18 protein-coding genes and 1 riboswitch are annotated in these 21,389 nt (G+C 40.3%); of the genes, 9 read left to right on the forward strand and 9 right to left on the reverse strand.

From position 1 onward, the window contains the following. Window positions 1-7 precede the first annotated feature (7 nt). Window positions 8-1,522, reverse strand: coding sequence for a PLP-dependent aminotransferase family protein (locus N3I35_03080; protein MCX8129066.1), 1,515 nt, complete (start codon window positions 1,520-1,522; stop codon window positions 8-10). Window positions 1,523-1,723: 201 nt separating this feature from the next. Next, window positions 1,724-2,776, reverse strand: a complete 1,053-nt coding sequence (locus tag N3I35_03085; GenBank protein ID MCX8129067.1) for an HD-GYP domain-containing protein — start codon at window positions 2,774-2,776, stop codon at window positions 1,724-1,726. Between the two features lie 110 nt (window positions 2,777-2,886). Continuing rightward, window positions 2,887-2,969: riboswitch (cyclic di-GMP riboswitch) on the reverse strand. A gap of 263 nt (window positions 2,970-3,232) precedes the next feature. On the opposite strand from N3I35_03085, the gene N3I35_03090 reads away from it, so the two are divergent. Then, window positions 3,233-5,374 carry an ATP-dependent RecD-like DNA helicase gene (locus tag N3I35_03090; GenBank protein MCX8129068.1) on the forward strand — a complete coding sequence of 714 codons (2,142 nt, stop codon included), beginning with the start codon at window positions 3,233-3,235 and terminating at the stop codon, window positions 5,372-5,374. Here N3I35_03090 and N3I35_03095 read toward each other — a convergent pair. The 5 genes from N3I35_03095 to N3I35_03115 form a co-directional block, all read right to left on the reverse strand. Continuing rightward, window positions 5,371-6,054 carry a hypothetical protein gene (locus N3I35_03095; protein ID MCX8129069.1) on the reverse strand — a complete coding sequence of 228 codons (684 nt, stop codon included), beginning with the start codon at window positions 6,052-6,054 and terminating at the stop codon, window positions 5,371-5,373. The two genes, N3I35_03090 and N3I35_03095, sit on opposite strands and share 4 nt — an antisense overlap. 38 nt (window positions 6,055-6,092) lie before the next feature. Next, window positions 6,093-6,677 (reverse strand): hypothetical protein, encoded by a 585-nt coding sequence (locus N3I35_03100; GenBank protein ID MCX8129070.1) that lies wholly within the window; start codon window positions 6,675-6,677, stop codon window positions 6,093-6,095. 113 nt (window positions 6,678-6,790) lie between these two features. Continuing rightward, on the reverse strand, window positions 6,791-7,429 hold the full coding sequence (locus N3I35_03105) for a hypothetical protein (GenBank protein MCX8129071.1): 639 nt from the start codon (window positions 7,427-7,429) through the stop codon (window positions 6,791-6,793). A gap of 144 nt (window positions 7,430-7,573) precedes the next feature. Next, on the reverse strand, window positions 7,574-7,885 hold the full coding sequence (locus N3I35_03110) for a LytTR family transcriptional regulator DNA-binding domain-containing protein (GenBank protein MCX8129072.1): 312 nt from the start codon (window positions 7,883-7,885) through the stop codon (window positions 7,574-7,576). Then, window positions 7,878-8,309, reverse strand: coding sequence for a hypothetical protein (locus N3I35_03115; protein ID MCX8129073.1), 432 nt, complete (start codon window positions 8,307-8,309; stop codon window positions 7,878-7,880). The genes N3I35_03110 and N3I35_03115 overlap by 8 nt, the downstream gene beginning before the upstream one ends. 197 nt (window positions 8,310-8,506) lie before the next feature. On the opposite strand from N3I35_03115, the gene N3I35_03120 reads away from it, so the two are divergent. Further along, window positions 8,507-9,610 (forward strand): CehA/McbA family metallohydrolase, encoded by a 1,104-nt coding sequence (locus N3I35_03120; protein ID MCX8129074.1) that lies wholly within the window; start codon window positions 8,507-8,509, stop codon window positions 9,608-9,610. A gap of 175 nt (window positions 9,611-9,785) precedes the next feature. Here the strand turns inward: N3I35_03120 and N3I35_03125 are convergent, their stop codons facing one another. Both N3I35_03125 and N3I35_03130 read right to left on the reverse strand, forming a co-directional pair. Beyond that, window positions 9,786-10,001 carry a zinc ribbon domain-containing protein gene (locus N3I35_03125; protein ID MCX8129075.1) on the reverse strand — a complete coding sequence of 72 codons (216 nt, stop codon included), beginning with the start codon at window positions 9,999-10,001 and terminating at the stop codon, window positions 9,786-9,788. A 55-nt stretch (window positions 10,002-10,056) separates the two neighbouring features. After that, complete coding sequence (locus N3I35_03130; protein ID MCX8129076.1) at window positions 10,057-10,914, reverse strand: hypothetical protein; 858 nt, start codon at window positions 10,912-10,914, stop codon at window positions 10,057-10,059. 78 nt (window positions 10,915-10,992) lie between these two features. On the opposite strand from N3I35_03130, the gene N3I35_03135 reads away from it, so the two are divergent. The 7 genes from N3I35_03135 (at window position 10,993) to N3I35_03165 (ending at window position 21,360) form a co-directional block, all read left to right on the forward strand. Then, complete coding sequence (locus N3I35_03135) at window positions 10,993-12,282, forward strand: hypothetical protein (GenBank protein MCX8129077.1); 1,290 nt, start codon at window positions 10,993-10,995, stop codon at window positions 12,280-12,282. Window positions 12,283-12,563: 281 nt separating this feature from the next. Continuing rightward, entirely contained in the window at window positions 12,564-13,670 is a 1,107-nt protein-coding gene (locus tag N3I35_03140; GenBank protein MCX8129078.1) for a D-alanine--D-alanine ligase, read from the forward strand. Between the two features lie 179 nt (window positions 13,671-13,849). Next, window positions 13,850-14,656 (forward strand): glutamate racemase, encoded by an 807-nt coding sequence (gene murI / locus N3I35_03145; GenBank protein ID MCX8129079.1) that lies wholly within the window; start codon window positions 13,850-13,852, stop codon window positions 14,654-14,656. Window positions 14,657-14,707: 51 nt separating this feature from the next. After that, entirely contained in the window at window positions 14,708-15,175 is a 468-nt protein-coding gene (locus N3I35_03150; GenBank protein ID MCX8129080.1) for a DUF1934 domain-containing protein, read from the forward strand. A gap of 226 nt (window positions 15,176-15,401) precedes the next feature. Then, window positions 15,402-16,532: a toll/interleukin-1 receptor domain-containing protein gene (locus N3I35_03155; GenBank protein ID MCX8129081.1), complete on the forward strand. Its 1,131-nt coding sequence runs from the start codon at window positions 15,402-15,404 to the stop codon at window positions 16,530-16,532. 225 nt (window positions 16,533-16,757) lie between these two features. Then, the gene (locus tag N3I35_03160; protein ID MCX8129082.1) at window positions 16,758-19,775 is read left to right on the forward strand and encodes an S-layer homology domain-containing protein; all 3,018 of its coding nucleotides are present in this window, start codon (window positions 16,758-16,760) and stop codon (window positions 19,773-19,775) included. A gap of 34 nt (window positions 19,776-19,809) precedes the next feature. After that, the gene (locus N3I35_03165; GenBank protein ID MCX8129083.1) at window positions 19,810-21,360 is read left to right on the forward strand and encodes an S-layer homology domain-containing protein; all 1,551 of its coding nucleotides are present in this window, start codon (window positions 19,810-19,812) and stop codon (window positions 21,358-21,360) included. The last annotated feature ends 29 nt before the right edge of the window (window positions 21,361-21,389 follow it).

Here is a 21,389-nt window from a genome sequence, read left to right on the forward strand (position 1 = left end):
GATGCTTTTAAACAATAGGCCTGATTTCAATAAGTTTCAGTTTCTTTGAATTTGTTATGCCGGACAGGGTTTCAGTTATGGATTTGCATAATCGCTGTATACCCGGTCTGATACTATCCTTGTCCGGATAAGTATAGTTCAGCCTGATGTAGTTTCCTCCCCTTGCTCCTATGTAAAAGGTAGTACCTGGTACATATACGACTCCGTTTTCTGCTGCTTTTGCAAGAAGAGATGAGTGCGGTATTTCCTCCGGCAGCCTGCACCAAAGATAAAATCCTCCGAGGGGCTTGTTCCATACAAGCTCCTCCTGTGGATATTCGAGAAGAGCGTCGATCATTATGTCTCTTTTCTCGCGATACTCGCAGCAGATTTTTTTCAGGTGGGGTTCGAGCAGACCGCTTCGTATAAACCTGTCTACAAGCCATTGCGATATGCTGTTGGCATGAAGGTCGGACATCTGCTTCACCATTGAAAATTGACTGATTACAGGCTTTGGAGCTACCATCCATCCAATCCTTATACCGGGGAACAAAATCTTGGAAAAAGTACTCAAATATATTATATATCCATATTTATCCAATTCCTTCAGTGTCGGAATTCTGCCTCCTTCAAACCGGAGTTCTCCGTAGGGATCATCCTCCAGAATAAGAGTTTTTTTTCTATATGCCAGCTCGATGAGTGCTTTCCTTCTTTCCAGACTCATGCTTACGCCTGATGGATTCTGGTAAGTGGGCATGGTATAGATGAATTTGGGGCGATATCTTTGAAGAGCCTGCTCCAGAAGGTCTACTCTCATTCCGTTATAGTCAACAGGAATACCGATAACTCTTGCGCCGACTGCCTGGAAGATCTGAAGCGCGCAGAAGAAGGAAGGCTCTTCGACAATGACTACATCGCCGGGGTCGATAAATACTCTTGCCGCCAGATCTATGCCTTGCTGGGAACCGGAGAGAACAAGCACTTCTTCAGCGGTACATCCTATACCCTTTTTTTGCATAAGCCCGGCTATACTTTCCCTTAAGCCCGAAAACCCCTCTGTGGGCGTGTGTTTGAGTGCGAAATGTCCGGGTTGCTCTGAAAGCTCTGCTTCAATACCTCTGAGGGCTTCTACCGGGTCTGTTTCATAAGATGAAATGCCTGCTGCAAAAGAAATAACATCATCTCTGTTTGCAGCCTCCAGAAGTTCTCTTAAAAGCGGCCCGCCTGACCGTTCTGCCATCTGGCTGAAAAACTGCCGCCATACCGGAGGTTCGTAGACCCCATATTCATTGGAAACTTGTGACAGATGTGAGAGTACAATAGTACCCTTTCCTACATGTGAGTCTACAAGGCCATCGGCTTTAAGCTCCCTGTAAGCATTTAGTACAGTGCTTCTGTTTATTCCCATACTGTCTGCCAGCTTTCTTTCTGGAGGCAATATACAGCCTGCGGTAAGACTGTTATCCAGAATCATGGATCTTATTTGGTCTCTTATTTGGATATATACCGGTATCTTAGAATCTCTGTCAATTTTAATATTCATAGGTACACCACTCTTTTTTTGTATTTGGACTAATCCAATTATATTTTACAACATTATACTATTAAAATAAACATCCAATTGGTACTTTTTTTAACCATCCAATTTTGTGGTTTTTGCAAAAAAAAACAAGATATTGGTTATATTTCATGCCATATACCTTGTCTAAAATTTTTCTTCGATTTCCTTTATTGTGCTAAAGAATCAGCAGTCTATAAAATAGGCTATTTCCAGATTCTTTTCTTTTGCGAGATCAAGGAATGTATCACGTATTCTGATGATTGGCTTGCATATATTGTTCGGAGGAATAAATGCTACTTCTCCGATGTTGCCTGAACTGAGCATAACCTTACTTCCTGTGTAGTATGATGCAAGGTTGTTCAGAAACGTATTGACTATACTTAAGTTAAAGCTGTTTACACACTCATCCCGGAATATTTTGAAAGCTTCAAAAGGTGTAGCCCTCTTTTTGTATACCCTGTCGGATGTAACTGCATCATACACATCCGAAACAGCGATTATTTTCGAATAGATACTGATTTTGTCGGCTGTCAGCCTTAAAGGGTACCCTGAACCGTCTTCGCGCTCGTGATGCTGAAGAACGGCTAAAGCTATATCCTGATCAAGCAGCCGTATATTTTTCAGCATATCATAACCATATAGGGAGTGTTTCTTCATTATGTCAAACTCTTCAGGAAGCAGTCTCCCTGGCTTGTTGAGGATTTCAGATGGGACTTGGGTTTTACCCACGTCGTGAAGCAGTCCTGCAGAAATCAGCTTTTTTATTTCATGCTGCGGGAGCTTTAGCCATTTTCCGATGAGCATAGAGTAAAGCGATACATTCATACAGTGTGTATATGTATATTCATCAGTACTTTTTACTTTATCAAGAAGGGATATTATTGTATGCGTCTCATTAATGTTACTGATTATCGAACTGGAAATATTGTTCAGCTTTTCTTCATCCAGCTTCCGCCCTTCAGCTATGCTGCAAACCAGCTCTTTTATTTCCCTGACGCTGCACCTGTATGCCGATTCCATTCTGGCAAGTTTTTCTTCAGGGCTGTCTGTATCTGAGGCTACATGCATTCCATAAACGTATATGTACTTTACATCCCAGAGCTTCAGCCTATCGATAATATATTTATTTAGGACAGTATCCTTTGATACAATCACAGTTCCCTGCTGATTGAAGATATCCTTTGCGAGTATGTCACCTTCAATGCAGTCTGAAACCGAAACATATCTCCTGTTCATCAAAAATCCTCCGTTATATGAGTTTTTCATTTGTGAGGCTAAAGAGAAAAATAATGGGTTATGAAAAAATAAAACCGCAGCCAGGCTGCGGTTAGGTATTTCTCCTGTCGCTTGGCAACCCGGCTGTCATAGTATATACTTTAGACCCGTGGCTTTGTGTCCTTATTTTTCAATAAGTTTACTCTTTACACAGCAAGTATTGATTTTTCATAGATTTTATCAAAAACAACAGAATACGACTTAATAATACAATATTTTCAGTAGACTATCAAGGGTTATTTCTGGTGCCTACACTGTAAAAGTGTGGTATTTTTCTTTATCTTATGATGTTAGTGTTATCATTCCAAAAGGTGTTATTTTCTTCACTGAAAAACTCCTAAATATATGAAAAAGCCGGATTCACTATGATATAATCTATTATAAAGCCAGTAATCATATTAGAAATGGATATCAGCTATGGAATTTTTGTCAGGTATGGTAGAGAGAATTACATTTGAAAATGAGGAAAACGGATTTACCGTTATTAAAATAAAGTCCAGGGGCTTTCAGGACCTTGTTACTGTTGTGGGCAATATGGCTGCTGTCAATATCGGCTCTGTAGTAAAGCTGCAGGGTGATTGGAAATGTGACAGCAAATACGGCAAGCAGTTTAATGTGCATTCCTATACTGAAATGGTACCTGCCACTGTGGCTGGTATTGAGAAATACCTTGGCAGCGGCCTGATTAAAGGCATCGGATCGGTTAATGCAAAAAGGATTGTGAAAAGGTTCAAGGAAGATACTATACGGATTATTGAAGAAGAAACAGATAGACTTATAGAGGTAGAAGGAATTGGATACAAAAGAGTTGAGATGGTCAAAAAAGCCTGGCAGGAACAGAAGGAAATCAAGAATGTCATGATATTTCTGCAAAGCTATGGTGTATCAACCTCCTACGCTGTAAAGATATATAAGACGTATGGCAATGACAGTATAAAAATAGTTAAAGAAAATCCCTTCAAACTTGCAGATGATATCTGGGGAATCGGATTTAAAACCGCAGATAAAATAGCTCAAAAGCTTGGATTTGACGCTAATTCATACGAGCGCTGCCGTGCAGGGCTCATTTATGTTTTAAATGAGCTGTCCAATGACGGTCATTGCTTTGCTACCAGGGAGCAGCTTATTTCCGAAACGGTAAAAATGCTGGAGCTCACGAAAGAAAACATCAGCTCAACAATAGAAAAAATGATTATTGAAAAATCAGTTATACTTGACTATGAAAATTCAATCTACCTTCCAACCTTCTATTTCAGTGAAGCAGGGGTTGCAAAAAGAATAAAAGAAATAACAAGTTTGAGAAGCGATTCGGCCAATCTGAATATCGACGGAATAATCTCTCAAACCCAGGAAGAACAGTCAATAGCTTATGACGATGTACAGATAGAAGCAATAAAGAAAGCTGCCGACTCAAAATTTATGGTGCTTACAGGTGGTCCGGGAACTGGAAAAACAACAACAACGCTTGCAATAATCAAGGTATTTGAGAAAATGGGGCTTAAGGTCTTACTAGCTGCCCCCACAGGCAGGGCAGCAAAGCGCATGTCCGAAGCTACAGGGATGGAAGCAAAGACTATACACCGTCTTTTGGAGTACAAGCCCCCGGAAGGTTATAACAAAAATGCGGATAACCCGCTGGAAGGCGATGTACTCATCGTAGACGAATCATCAATGATTGACATCATCCTGATGTATAACCTGCTTAAAGCCATATCAAACGGTACTATAGTATTGCTTGTAGGAGACGTAGACCAGCTTCCGTCTGTCGGGGCCGGTAACGTGCTGAAGGATATAATAGACTCGGGAGTTGCAAGTGTGGTAAGGCTTACAAGGATATTCCGCCAGGCTCAGGACAGTATGATCATAACTAACGCCCATAGGATAAACAAAGGGGAATTCCCGAATCTGAGGGGCGGAAAACAAAGTGATTTCTTCTATGTAGAAGCTGAACCGGAGAAAATAGTATCACAAATAAAAGAGCTGTGCCTTAAAAGGCTGCCTAATTACTTCAAGGTGAATCCGATAAAGGATATCCAGGTTCTTTGCCCCATGCAAAGAGGAGAATCGGGAGCATATAACTTGAATCAAGTGCTGCAGGAAGCTCTTAACAAGTCCAGTGAAAGCATTAAATACGGTGGAATCAGCTTCAAGCTAAACGACAAGGTGATGCAAATAAAAAACAACTATGATAAAAACGTGTTCAACGGTGACTTGGGAAAGATAACAAAAATAGATACAGAAGAAAAGTCGGTAACAATACTGTTTGACGATAATGAGGTTGAATACGATATAGCCGAGATGGACGAGGTTGTCCTGGCTTATGCAACAACCATACACAAAAGCCAGGGCTCAGAATACAGGATAGTTGTCGCTCCCTTTACGATGCAGCATTTCATGATGCTGCAAAGGAATCTTCTATATACATGTGTAACCAGGGCTAAAAAAGCAGTAGTTCTTGTGGGCACAAAAAAAGCTGTTGCATATGCGATCAAAAACAACAAGAACATCCTCAGGAACACTATGTTGTCAAAACGCTTATCTGATTTGCAGGCACCTTAATTCGCAATATACTCAAACTCACCTCTGCTCCCATTATATTTTACGGTTTTCTGTGTCTGGTTGCTGCTGAAGGCTATCTTAAAGGCCTTGCTCTGAGCTCTGCTTACGTATGAGTTACTGGTTCTGCCCATCGAAGATTGCCATTGGTAAATCTTTATTACACTGCCGTTTTCCACCTGACTGGACAGCAGGATGCACAAATACTCAACCGGTTTAAACAGGGAATATTGGCTGTAGGGCAAATATACTCCTGTGGTCGGACATTGGGAATACAACTGCTGGTTTGCACGCGCACTCTGGGCAAGGCCGAAAACCATTCCTTTTGGCTCCCTCTGGTTATTGGTAATCATATATTCTTCCTGGTCAAGCCCCTCTTGTGAAACTGGATTTTCAAACATGTTGTCTGCGAATTTATAGTTTTTTCCGGGTATTGAAGGAGCTATTGAATTGACTCTGATCACACTCCCTTCTTCAATATCGTTCAGGGAGCAAAAAACACTGTATTCAGGACTCCACTCAAATACATTGTTCTGAAAAGGTTTTACTGCTACCCATACAATATGCTTTGTATATGGAGTGGGGTCTGCATACAGTTTTACGAAGACCAGCTTTTCTTCAGCCTTATTGATTATGCTAAGATCTTCCGGGTTAAAAGTCACGGTGAGCGTATATGTCCCCACAGTTTCTTCTCCCTTCCAGGATAATTTGATACTGCTCTTCAAATAGTATAACTCGGGATATCAATTTCCAGCTCGTTAGGACGGTGTATGTTTAGTTGAACTACATCCAGTCTATCGTGGTTAAGGCGCAAAACGCTTCCAATTGTTGTGGCAGCTGGCCTGTCGGGATAGAGGAATACGGTGTCTGTACAGGCATATATGAAGTGTACACGCGGTCCATCTCCGTAGTAAGACAGATCTTCCATGAATATCGACCTGTCCCCGTCTGACGCTACCTGGCAGGCGAGGATGATGAGGGAGGAGTTCGGCAGAATATATGGATTTATTGCATTTATAAAAGCTCTCGGCGGTATGTCTCCGGCACCATATCCTACTCGGACAACGGGATCTCTTCCGTTATCGGAAGAGATCTGGAAAGAATTTGCTGTTCCGTGGGTAGCGATAATCACCTGCGAAAATTCATTTCCTCGCCGCTGGTAACGTGCTATTTGCGTTGTGATATCATCCAACCCATTTGCCTGGATATTTACGCAGCTGGCACTCCGTTCGCATAATGCTGCTGCATATTTCTGACCTGTAGTATGATTATGATTATCATTCCAAATAATCAATCGGGTTTTCATTTATATGTCCTCCACATGAAATAATTGTCTGGCCTGTGAACAAAGGGCATCACCGGAGGGCTTGTAAAACTCCGGTGATACTTCGGTTTTAGGGCAAAGTTGTCGAAAGCGGCTCAGGCATATACGAACATACCTTTCTTTTGGTCATATACGATATTTTTTTCTATGTCACTGCCTGAATATGTTATATCCAGAGTTTTACTTCCGACCTGGCTGATTACCATATCGTTCTGCGTATTTGCAAGCATTACGACACTTATTTTTTCAAGAGGTGTGAAAATACCGTACTGATTGTAAGGTATTACGGCTGCATTTAGGGTGTTTACTTTATAGTTCGTGTTGTTTACAATGACATCCTGTGCCATACCAAAGGTCAGACTATTATAAGCCGAGTCTTTATTGAGAACCATGAACTGACCGCCGGTGAGAGGCTTTTCCGGTGGAGGTTCTGTCCTTTTCTGGAATATGGCCTTCTCAAACGGATAGCATTTCTGGTCAACTACATCGTTCTCGTGGGACATCTTATTTATCACCGTTCCGTCGTCCAGTTCTACCTTATTGGAACAATATAAGGCATAGTTTTCCTCCCACGTAACCGTATTACTCATAAATGGCTTAAAGCTTACCCATGCAACATTTTTGCTGCCTATCCCGTTTGTTTTAACCTGTTTGAATATGGTAATATTTTCACCGGCTTCGTACAGAGCGGCAAGATCTTCCTTCTTAAAATTGATATTGAGGTTGTATTGCATTATATTTTCCTCCTAATTCAGATTGTTTTGAATAGTTAACTATCGCAGTATTATTATGATGAGAATTGATAAGATTATCTTATTTTCATGCTGAGATGCAAATAGCAGGGATAATGTTCAAATATAGCATGCAAAATGCATATCCTACCAGCCTATAATCTGCTTGAACTCCTTTATATATTTCCTGCTGACGGGGACAGTACCTTCCCATGACTCCAGTTTCAGCATGAGCGTGCTGTTAAACCATGGTGTTACCTCCAGAACCTTGTCCAGGTTGATCAGATAGTTTTTGTGGCACCTGAAGAACCTGTCCGACAGGTGTTTTTCTAAATATGACAACGAGTGCCTGTTTTCAAAAGAGGATGCTTTATTAATAATGCTGAACACCCTGCCGGTTTCTGCCTGGAAGAAACAAATATCCTTTTCATTTTTTAGCAATATGCGTTTTTCATACATGACTGCAACCCTGCCTGTATGAGAAGACTTGCGGCCAGTTCCTTGTGCCTGGTATTTTTTTTGCACATCCCGGGTTTTTTTTATTAAGGTTGTTTATGGTCTCCTCCAACTGCACGGCAGACAGTGGTTTTGATAAAAAAAATATGGACTCCAGCTTGCATATGTCTATGAGGGTAGGGTTGCTTTCAAACATAAATACTATTTCCGTTTCCCTTTTTTCTCCCTGTATCTTCTTTGCGGCTTTTATCCCTGAGGGTATATCCATATCAATAAATGCCGCATCAGCTTCCAGCTTGCTTATTTCTCCGGCAAACAGGGACGGAGCAGACACCATCAAAAGGCTTGAAATCTGGGGGAGCTTGTTCAGCTCGCTCTCCAGCTTTGCCAAAAAAGATTGATTATCCCCTATAAGTACGACTCTCATTTAAATTCCTCCTCGTTCTCGTTCTGATTGATACACTATAGATTATTGACAACAATCTGCAGAGGTTTTAGCTGAGTACCAGCGCAAGAGCATATGGGTGGTGTTTACGTATTTACCATAAAATAACATATTGAAAATAATCACTTAACATAGTTTGGTTATTATATTGTTAAACTAAATTTAAGGAGGAAAGAAGAATGTCAAAAAGCAAATCAACCGTTAATCACTTGAAGCCGTCTATTACTGCTTTGCTGACTGTGGTAATGCTTGTAGTAACGTTTACTGTTTTGGCAAGTGCTGAATATGTCTCAAATGCTGCCTCTGTCAACTATAACGTTTACTACGGATCACTGCACAATCATTCAAATGTGTCGGACGGCACAGGAACACCTGCACAGGCATATGCATATGCAAGAGACACTGCAGGCCTTGATTTTTTTGCCCTTGCCGACCATGCTGAAAGCATATCTTCGACAGAATGGACGTCCATAAAAAATGCTGCTGATACTTATAACCAGGATGGTACATTTGTTGCATTACATGGATTTGAGTGGTCTCATTCAACCTATGGACATGTTGCAGTCATCAACACAACAGACTACTGTAAGAGTACCAGTCTGGCCACAAATACTTTCAGTGAGCTGATAACATGGTTATCATCAAGAAATTGCGTCGCATTCTTTAATCACCCCGGACGCCAGGATTCTATAGGAAGTGAGTTTAACCACTTTTCAACAACGCCAAGCAGCAAATTTGTCGGAATGGAGTTGTGGAATAAAAACGATCCATTCACTACCTATTACTACAATGACGGCTATTATCCAAACGACGGGAGCAAAGGGTATTTCGATGAAGCCAACACCCGCAGGTGGAAAGTAGGAGCAGCAGGTGCACATGATAACCACAGCGGCACATGGGGGACTGAAAACGACTACCGCCTTGCAATACTGGCAACTGCCAAAACAAGAGCTTCCATATATGAAGCCCTGCAAAACAGAAGATTTTTTACCACGCTGGATAAGAACATTACCTTGTCACTTGAAATAAGCGGATCCCAGATGGGTTCAACCATAAGTGCAGGAACATACGATGCAGTTATAAAAGCAGGAGACGGGAACTCTGAAGTATTTTCTGAAGTGAAGCTGTTCAAAAACGGGACAGCAATATATACATGGACTCCAAACAGCACGAATCCTGTTATTACACAAAGTCTTACTACCTCCACTGGTGATTATTACTATATTAAAGTAAAACAGGCAGACGGCAATGAGGCAATTTCCTCTCCTGTGTATATACAATGAGGAACTCTTTGCTTTGGCATAAAGATGGGCAAAAGGACTTAACTTATACAAATTGTTGTAAAAATCGGAAAATCACTTATTCAAATAATTCTTATAAAGCTCTGGCTGATTACTATAAAGGTGCGAGAAACAGTAAATTCAGGGACCGCCGTTCGTGGCGGTCTCAGATCTTTACTCAATGTCCGCAGCAGCCTCCGCACTTGTGTATATTCGGGCATTCTCCACCCCCGGACTTCCTTGACTGAACTATATTCACACTCTTAAACACGGTTTCAAGCTCATCGCAGCCACATTTCGGGCATTTTATAGTCTTATTGTCCCTGTCACTCATCTTTGCCATTATGTTAAACTCTTCTCCGCAGTTTTTGCATTTCAAATCATAAAAGGGCATTTTTATAACCTCCATTATGCGATTTTATAAAATTATAGCATATGATTTGCGTGTTTCAAACCCTTATGTCAAAACTGCCGCTATCCTCCGGACGGGTTTCTGTTTCCGGAACAGACCTTTCTCCTGCATACATAACCATAATGCCTGCTATCAGGTAACAGGCACATACATTATACAGTATTGAAGCCGGAAAAACGCTGATTCGGGAAAGCGGGATTACCACCAGTGAGAGAAGTCCCAGCAGAAATGCCAGATATATCATATATCCCAGGCTGTTGCCTAATCTGGAAGTGAATCTCGAAACAGCTCTGGTAAAAGCTTCAAAAACAGATACATCATCCCATACGAGTGCATAGGACAAATAAAAAATCAAAAGCGCGACAAAAAAGTAAACAAAAATTACAGGTAAGAAAGCTATACCAAATGCTATGGCAAGGTATCCGATTACTCTTAATCCGAGGAAACGGTTCCAGTAGTGACAGCCAAAATGTATAAAATCTTTTATAGACGACTTTTCGTCCTTTCTGTATGTGTTTGCTATACAGCCCAGGAAGCCGCCCTCAAGGAATGCTGTAAAAATCGAAAAGAGCAGGACACTGCAAACTATATATAGGCTGCTCCACGGTGCCGGTATAGTAGTATATGGCGACAGTATGGAGTTTTGGAAGCCGGTATTTGTACTAAAGCTGATAAGGTCTGGAAAAGCATCTACTATATTCTTCAGGCTGGGCAATGACGAAGGCAGAGTAAATTTCAACTGGAATGAGGGAATTTTCGATATATTTATAAATACCCCTGACGACAGGTAATTCAGCAGTAGAACTACTGAATCACTTACTACTGGTATAAGTAAAAGCCATAAATTCTTTCTTATTATTTTCGCTCCCCTGTTTGCTGCATCAGTATATGTCAAAGGACTGCCTCCCTCTTCCATTTTATGTTTTATAGTGCTAAAATTACTATACCACATATGAAGGGTTTGGTAAAATATATGAGAGTAAAAACCCGGCTTTCGGCGGTTGCAATATCTGCAGCAGCTGTTGTTTGTACAGTACTGATACTTTGCATCAGTATTGCTTTCGGATTTTATTTTGGCCCGGAAAAGGATAGGCCGAAATCACCGGCTTTGATCATCAAAAATGAAAACTCATACTATAATACTTTGCCTGAATGGGTTCACGTTGGTAAGGGCGGGTATAAGCTTGTATTTGCGGTTAACGCTCCGGAACCCGGTGAAGACTACTCGAGAGAGGAGAACCCCTCAGCCGGCAGAACACCGATGGTATTCGCAGTATTGGACCCCTTAAAAAAAGAAATATGCCAGGTTGAGAACAATATATATAGGGATAATGTGGACGATGAAAGTAGCAAAGTTTCGCTTACGCCGGGCAAAAGATACGGTACGATAATGCTTGGAAACGGGATGTTTGCTTATGAAGATGATGGGCAATATATAGACTATGGTGTATATTTTACTTTCAACGATAAGGCCGAGCCTGTACTGTCTTCCTACGGCGGTTCCCATCTGGCCTATATCAGTCAGGGAGGACTGTTCGGAAGGCCGTTTATAAATTTATATTCCCTGGCAGGAGGTATGTTCTCAGGCGGAGGTTTTATACAAGGACAGCCTGAGCAAAAGAAGGAGATTTCCATAGCTGCAGGGAGCCTTGTAGGATGGGTGGGTAATTATGAATTACTTTTTTCAACTTCAAGATTGAACAGAAAATTCCAGTATGTTGACATGCATGATCTGTGGCGTGTACCGGCACAAGGGGGCAAGCCACGGAAAATACGCGATAATGTACATAATCCATTATTTTATTCTGATGACGCTGTAATAGTTTTTGCTGAAAGGGAAGAAAACAACTCTTACAGTGTACAAAAAATGCAGCTTGATGGACATGTTGAGAAAATGGTGCGGTTCAGGTACACTCCAAAAACTGATGAAATGCCTGCATTGAGTATTACCAACAGGAAGCAGAATCAAAACTTTGATATTTGCTATACAGCTGATGCAGAGGGTGGGAAAAAGTCGATTATGGCAGTAAATTCACAAAGCAGGGATGTCAGAACTCTGGTAAAGGGACAGGATATCATAGGGCCTGTTATTTCATCATACAAAATCGATGGGGGAGAAGGTAAATATATGCTATATTTTTCAGAAGAAGAAGGAAGTACAAAAGCTTACGTCATTGATAATATGGGAAATGTACAGTCTGAGATATACGGAATGCTTGCATCAGCCCCTTCAGAATCTTACAGGAAAGCAGAAAGTGAGTAGTATGAATATATTCCCACTGTTTTAAGAACTCTTATTTTCCCAAAAAACTTGAAGTTGCCGTACTGAAATAGTAAAATTAAAAATATATATTAATAAGCGGCATATTATTAATATATGCTGATAAAGTTGTGTGTAATAGCGGCAATAAGGTAAAACCTGTTAAGATCAAGACTGAGATATAAAGGCTGATACAGCTTTGAACAAAGTACTATCTGAGTCTTTTTTCAAGTCTTTTTCCTGTTTGGGTACAAGTCTAATTTTTTTGTTGAAGGAGAGTATATATGTCTGACAAAAAAAGGGTAGCGGTTATTTTCGGTGGGCAGTCTTCAGAACATGAAGTATCCAGAGTTTCAGCCGAATCTGTTATAAAAAACATAAATAGGGATAAGTATGATGTAGTAATGATAGGTATTACTAAGGATGGTAAGTGGCTTACATATAGCGGCCCTGTAGAGAAACTGAGCAGTGGGGAATGGGAAAAGGAAGCTGAAGATAATGTGAAAAAGGGAATACAATTACCCTGCGGCAATTCTGCCAGATATATATTTGCAGCTGCCGGAGCAGAAGAGATGGACAAAAAAATCGATGTGGTTTTTCCCGTACTTCACGGCTGCAATGGAGAAGACGGTACAATACAAGGACTTTTTGAACTAGCAGCTATGCCTTATGTAGGTTGCGGGGTTTTGGGGGCAGCTTTGGGTATGGATAAGGCCTATTCGAAGATTATATTTGAAAAAGCAGGTATACCCCAGGGCAAATATCTTGTTTTCAGCAGAAAGCAAGTAGAAAATGATATGGAAGCAATAATAGGAAAAGTTGAAAGCGAACTGGAATATCCTTGTTTTGTAAAGCCTTCAAATGCAGGCTCTTCAGTAGGTGTCGGTAAGGCTCACAATAAGGCTGAGCTGATTAAGACTTTGGAAAAAGCAGTGAAGTATGACAGAAAAGTATTGGTTGAGGAGTTTATCAACGGCAGGGAGGTAGAATGCGCTGTTCTTGGAAATGACGAGCCTGTTGCCTCCACAGTCGGTGAGATAATACCGTGTAATGAGTTTTATGACTATCAGGCAAAATATGTGGCTAATGATTCAAAATGTGTTATTCCTGCAAACCTTGATGATGAAACAGTGCAAAAAATCAGGAATTACGCTGTAAAGGCTTTTAAATCCCTTGATTGTGCCGGACTCTCAAGAGTTGATTTTTTTGTTCACAAGGAAACCGGAAAAGTATACATTAATGAAATTAATACACTTCCTGGCTTTACCAGTATAAGCATGTATCCAAAACTGTGGGAAGCGTCGGGAATACCGTACGACGAGCTCATAGACAGGCTAATAGGCCTTGCACTGGAAAGGTTTGAGGACAACAGGAAGGCAATTGATGCTTGATAATAATAAACAGTGAAGGTATACTGCCGAAGAATGAGAGCATAACTACTGAAAAATGAATTATTTCATATAGGAAATTATTTTGATAAGTTTAAAAGCAGCATAATTAACAAAAGAAAAATTTCTATTATCAATTGTCAATGTACGTTGCCAATTGTATTTTGTTGGGGGTAAAATAAATGGACAACAGACCTATAGGCGTATTTGATTCGGGTCTAGGCGGCCTTACGGTTTTGAAGGAAATAATGGAGCTTTTACCGTCAGAGAGTCTTGTTTATTTCGGTGACAGCGGAAGAGCTCCTTATGGTACAAAATCCAGGGAGACTATTATAAAATACACCTTTCAGGATATAAGATTCCTGCTCAACCAGGATATTAAGATGATCGTTATCGGATGTAATACTGCAAGTGCATACAGTTATGAGCAGGTCAGGAGCTGTTTTGATATTCCGGTAATTGAAGTGGTCCGACCAGGGGCAGCAGCTGCTGTAAGGGAGACTGCAAACAAAAAGGTAGGGGTAATAGGAACACCGGGAACCATTGGAAGCGGTGTTTATGAAAAGGCTATAAATGGTATTGATAATTCCATCAAAATATTTTCCAAAGCATGCCCGCTTTTTGTACCTCTTGCAGAAGAGGGATGGTGGGATAATGACATTGCATTAAGAACAGCTGAAGAATACCTTATCCCTTTAAAAAATGAAGGTATCGATACTCTCGTTTTGGGGTGCACACATTATCCGCTTTTGATCAAAACCATATCCCAAGTAATGGGGGATGGCGTAAAGCTTGTGAGTTCAGGCCTGGAGGTAGCAAAAGTGGTAAAAGATATTGTAATGTCTGACAGCTTGCAGCGTGACGGCCATATAAGTCCGGTATACAGGTATTATACAAGTGACAGTGTGGAAAAATTTGAAGCATTGGGCAACTCATTTTTGCAAAGGAATGTGTGCTCGGCAGAAAAGGTAGATATAGAAAAATATTAGTACAGGATAAACTCTTTATTAATGAGAGGTGCGTGTTTAGTGGAGACTTCCTTGAATAAAAACGTTATTATTTCAGTAAAAGGCACTCAGACTTCCGTAAACCAGGATGTCAGCGAGCTGGAGCTTTTAACCGAAGGTAAATACTACAAAAAGGGCAGCAGCTATTTTGTGACATATAAGGAAAGTGAAGTAACCGGTATGGAAGGTACTACCACTACGTTGAAAATCTCCGAGGGTAGAGTAACGCTCATGAGATTTGGCGCTGTAAATACACAATTCATTTTTGAGCGCGGGCAAAAACATGTATCATATTATGATACTGTGCATGGTGCATTTACTATTGGGGTTTTTGCAAATGAAGTCAATGTTGATATAAATGATAACGGCGGTGAAATAAAAGTAGATTATGAAATAGAGATTGATAATAATAAATCAGGGATAAATGACTTTCACATGTTGATAAGAGAGGCTGGTACCAGGGGGGAAAAACATCCTGCAAAAAATGCGGGGGGAAATTGAATTATTTTGATACATAACGTTAGGGGCGCAATCAAAGGCTTCCTGACGTTTTTTTATTCGGAGAATTAGTTTTGATATACATTAATGGATATTTATGGTATAATTATATTGAAAATTATCTATGAAGACACTTGATTTTCCTATCACTTAAACTTTTCGCAAGTAAGAGCTATATCCTTTCAGAAGTACCGGTATAAAAAAGTATCATATGTGAGGTGTATGATCTGTGAATAAGATATTTATTAGTCATTCATCCTATGATAAAAGCTATGTGGGCTATTTGATAAGACTATTGGAGGACATGGAAGTGCCATCAGGAAAGATATTCTGCTCCTCCTTTGAAGGCTATGGAATTCCTCTTGGTGAATATTTTATCGAGAGACTGAAAGAAGAATTGAATGAAAATGTTCTGGTTTTATTCCTCCTTTCAAACAACTTTTACAGAAGCCCGATATGTCTCTGTGAGATGGGTGCAACCTGGATAAAGACCAATATGCATATTCCCATATTAATACCTCCTTTTGGCTTTGATGATATGAAGGGTGTGGTTTCCAATACCCAAAGCATGGCTATAAATGATAGGCCCAAGTTGAATTCACTGTACAATCAGGTCAGGAAGTTTTTTAGTATCAACGAATTTGATATAAACAGATGGGAGCGCAGAAGAGATACTTTTATTTTTGAGGTTAACAAGCTGATAAAAGGTGTACAAAATATCCATGGAAATACGGATATCGTGAAACCAGTCATGCATGGGAATAACAGTGAATATCAAAAATTACTCAGGCAGAGAGAGGAAGAAGTATCAAGGCTGAGGATGGGGATAAATGAACTGAAAAATCTTAGTGAAAATAGCTTTACAGTAAAGTACGGAGGGGTTGAGAGACTGAACGGCACAGTTTTGCGGGAAAACCCGGAAAGATCTATAGATGCCGGAAGTACTGACAAAAGTGAAAGTGAACAGGCTGATTGGGGAGAATGCCCGGTTGAATATGAAAAATTTCAGCAGCTTATGGTGGGTGTAAAGGATAAGCTGGACAAGCTGCCCTTTATTGTGAGAAAAGCCCTGTTTTACTTTTGTGCAGAAAAAGAGTTCATACTCAACAATTCGGAGGATACAAAAGAATTTGAGTCAATTCTAGAGGCTGTTGAAGATGATTATCTGCTGCTTGAGGGAAGAACCGTTATTATCAATATCAAGGACCCGAAAATCAGAAAAACTGTTGAAGCATTGAATGGGCTGGCATGCTTCTTGAAGAATGTGGATTCTGCGTTTTGCAGCTGGTTTGAGGCAAAATATGAAATATGTGCAAAGATTGAATCAAGGAAGTTTTGGACTACTATGGGGATGTTTTGAACACAGGGCGCATTGCTGTAACAAAAAAGTAAACATTTAGTAATACAGGAAAGGTAAACTTTATACCCGGTATAACCGATAAATATATTGCAGTTACATTTACATAAACTTATACCAATTAATTAGTACAAGCATACGAATATTTATTACAGTCAGATAATAAGCAATACATATGTATATTTCGAAACAAACAAAAAGTATGAAGATTTGGAGCCGGGGTATAGTATGAAGAAAAAAAGCGGAAGAAATAAAATAACTATAAATAGGATTTTAGCTGCAGTTCTTGCGGTTTTCCTTACTTTTGTATGTACGGGTGTCGATGCTGCACCCTCCGAGGAAATAGCGGAGTTTGCTTATACAGGAATCGGCAATGCTGACGTAATACTGAACAATCTAGGCTATACAGACATAAGGAATGCTTCGGAATGGAATAAAGAAGCAATATATGAGACTGGTGCGTTGGGACTTGTAAAAAGTAATGGCAGTAAGAGATTCGGACTTTCTTCAATTGTATCGAAGGAAGATGCTATCATATATATATATACAGCTCTTGGGCGTGAAGAGGAAGCTAAGATTCTGGCAGAAAATCTTGATAATGCGAGGGATGATGAGGAAAAGAAAAAAAATCCTTTGAGCATGTGGGCTGACGGGTTTCTACAGCTGGCTTCCAATGACGGCTTGATAAGCCAGAAGGATTATGAGGACGCAATGGAGGAGGATCAGTCTTCCCTTGAACAGGACAGCTTCCGCAGAAGTGCGGCAGCTCAGCGGCAGGAAGTCGCATTCTGGATGGCTAAAGCACTTAAACTCCAGCCTGTATATGCACAACAAAAGGTGTTTAACAGCTTCAGAGATTGGAAAAATGCAGATCCGGCCAAAATTCCGTACATAGAAGCAGTCCTTCAGAACGACATAATGAGCAGTGACGGGAATGGGAATTTCAGACCCGCAAGTTCTGCTACCAGAGAGAATATGGTTCAGATAATCAGGAATTCGGAAGATCTGATACTGCCTTCCTCCGGAATTGAGAGAAAGACCGGTACAGTAGAAGATATAGCAGAAACAGGAGACTTTTCTGAAAAGAACATAATAAGGAAAACTTATAACATAAGAAACAGCAATGGCATGCTGCATACAGTAGATATTGAATATCTGTCAGGTCTGGGTATTTCAAACAGGAATGAGAATACAGGAAGTGTATTGGAAAACGGACAGAAAGAGCTGATAGTACTTAAAAACAATATTGTCGGTAAGAGTAATTTATTAGCTGCAGGGGACAGGATAGAGTACCTTGTAGCGCCTGATAATACTGTAAGGTTTGTCAAAGTCCTTTCCAGCGTCTATGATACAAAATATTATGTTGCTAAGATCAACAGAATTGATAATGCCAAGCGTTCAATAAATGCTTCGGTTTTCATCAGGTTGAATTATCCTGATGTTGACCTTTCGAAAATGAACATATCCTTTGATATGGGATCAGAGAATGCAATCGTGAATTATACATACAGCAATAACGTGTCTGTTCTTCAGAATAAAAAAAGAGGAGATATAAAATCTATAACACCCGAGACATATGTCATCCTTACAGTAAAAAACAATATAGTTACGGGCATTAAAACATTGGAACTGGGCAAAGATGGAGAGACCAACGTTGTAAAGGGTATAGTTGAAGAAAACAATCCCCAGCTTGGTTATATTACTCTGTACAATGAAAACGGAACCGGTGTGGGAAAGGATTTGAAGAAGGATTTATATGTGTTGCGTACATACAACTATGGAAATCAGAATGACCTGGAAGTATTCAAAAATCATAAAAGATCAAAGATAGGCGAAATCGAAGCCGGAGACACGGTATTCCTGAAGCTTGACTCAAAGGGCAATGTGGTGTCTCTGAGTGCGGCAGACAACTACACCGTAAAATACGGTAAAATCGTTTCAAAGAACGGCTCGACCATTGGTGTACGCTATGATAACGGCATACAGCAGATTCTGAGCGTAGATAAAAATGTTTTGGTTTTATCGGATAAAAAGATAACGGACTATAGCAAGCTGAAAAACGGAGATAAGGTAAGGCTGCTTCTTAACATAACCAATAAGGCTACAACAGTAAAGGAAATAGCTATAGAAGGTGATGAGAGCTTTATTTCAAACATATATAAGGGGACTGTAAACAGAATAGACAAAACCTCAGGCAAGCTTATTGTTCAGAATCTGCAGCTGTTTTACAACGGGCAGTGGTCAAGAACTGATAAAAAGGGTCTTATAGGACTACGTTTGGGTGAAGAATATAAAATGTATTTTGGGAATAAAGAAATTGATTTGGACAGAGTAGGCAAGTATCTTAGTGAAAATGAAGCTTATATAGCAGTACAAAAGGATTATGGAGGGGAAGAACGTGCTGTATTCATCTCCTTTAGAAACGGAGCTGATACCGAGGATGAGCCTTATACCGACAGTGTCTCCTACGCGCTTCCCGGGGCTGGGGAGTTCAGTATTAGCAAAAAACAGGAAAAGATTAAAAACGGTGAAGGAACGATAGTAGTAAAGGATGGCAGGCTTGTTTCCGCCAACAGTATTTCTGCGGGTGATAATGCGTATGTGGTGGCAAACAGGAGTTATGACAACGGAGATTATCAGGCAGGGGTAGTACAGATCAGGAGCGACTCCGATATAGAATCCGTTCAGCTGTACCGCGCAAGAATAAAACAGATTAATGAAACAAAAAACTTTACGGTTGAATCCTTTTCGCAGCTCAAGGGTTTGAATTGGGAATACTCGAATACTCCTAAGACGTTTAATATCACACACAACACCCGTATAGTAGGTGACGGGGGTATAGTAAACCAAAGGGATTTCATGGATTATGGCGGTGATAGTTATGGAAACCGCACAGTATATATAGTTGCAGACGGTATTAATGCACTGCTTGTTACTACGGCACCATATGGAACTGTCAACGCAAAGGGAGAGGTATATGACATAACCGGGGCCACTATCGGCGAAGAAGGTACACTGATATCGGAACCTACAGGGCTTAAACTTACAGGTGCAAAAATATACGATGCAAGCCAGCATATGTGGATTGACAGCAAGGATATGACACTTAATATTCTTACAAATACTGTTGTATTAAAGGAAGGGAAGATTGTCAAGCCATCCGATATAAGGAAAGCGGACAAGGTGAGGATAATCAAGAAAGACAGTACAGAGACAGGAGACGCATATATTATCGTTATAGAATAAGCGGAACAGATAAAGAAACAATGGGGGTATTTAAATGTCTGTCAAAATAAGAATTGTTTTATGCATTATCATATGCTTCAGTATGATTGTTCCTTCTTCCGTTTCTGCGAGAATGGGTGACAGTGGCTATGAGGGGGGGATTTCGTCGGGGGAAGCTCCCAATAAGGCTCTGTTTGACTATCAAGAGGTATGTTTTATCAGTGGTGAACCTATTGTCTTAAAGGGAACCGTCTTAATAAAAAAATCCTTGAAGCAGGATAATAAGAGTACAGCAAAGCAGGAAGTCCTGACTACAACCTATACTTATAACCTGAAAAATACCGATAAAGCAGCGACACTAACAAGAGTAATGATTTTGAGCACAAAGCTGCTGAAAAAGGAAAACGGGCAGACTGTGGAAGAAACAAGCTTAGCCAGAATTCCTTCCGAGACAATTAAAATCAAAAACGCTACTTATACTTTGAAAAATTATGATTTTTCGCGAACCAACCTTATCGATCCCAAGCCTGCCATAAATTATTACGCAGGTAACCTGTGGGGGAGGAAAACCTATCAAATGGGTACAGGCACCGCATCGGGAAGCGGAAAGGTGATTGTAGAGGAAACAGGTGAATTTTATGGTTATGACCAGTATTGGGGGACTACTGAAGCCCAGATAATTGATTATACTATTCTGAATGAGCAGAAAAAGGGAGATATAAATGATGTCTGGGGAGGGACTGCCAGCATCAAGTTGTCCTCCACAACAACAAAAGAGGTGGAGTTCGTTGAGAGTATACCTAATCAGATAAGCTTTAAGGGCGGGTATATACAGAAACAGCATAATGAAGGCATAATGGAATACAGCTGCAAGCTTCCCGAGTTTGATCAGAATGGGGTTTCTACAGATACAATGATAGACACGGATAACAGTCTAAAGATCGAATCATTTCCGGTTCAGACAAGATTGGGAATTCCTAATGTCAATCACCTCAGAGGACACTGGGCAGAAAATTATGTCAAATTGCTGTACAGCCTTGAAGTGTTCAGGGGAAACGACAGCACCTTTAAACCGGAACAGTATATATCAAGAGCAGAATTTGCTGCTGCAATAACGGAAGCGGCTAAGGAAGTACCTGTGGATCCTGCCATGGTAAGTAAAACAGCAAAGAAAACGGATAAAAACAAAAAAATTGAGTCACCCTTCAATGATGTTTCGGTGGACAATTTATATTTCAATCAGATAGATAGCGCATATAAGAGAGGATTGATGGGTGGAGTCGGTAATAATAATTTTTCTCCAAACGGATACTTAACGGTTTCAGATGCAGTTACAATCTTAATCAGAGCCTTGGGGCTGGAAAGTATGGCGCCTAATCCCGAACCTGTAACTACATTCAAGGATAATGATAAAATACCTTCCCATGCAAAAAAAGCTATCTATGTAGCGGAGAAGATAGGATTGGTGGAAGCGGATACAAGAGGCTATCTGAATCCTTCACAGAAGCTGACAAAAGCAAAGGTTTCCATAATGTTCACAAAGTTTATCGAGTACATGCAGAATGGTATAAAAAAAGATTACCGGGAGCGTATAGTGAATTACTAACTTAACATGTGACTAGTCGGTTCTTATTG

The sequence above is a fragment of the Clostridia bacterium genome (assembly GCA_026414765.1).
Classification (GTDB): Bacteria; Bacillota; Clostridia; order Acetivibrionales; family DSM-27016; genus SKW86.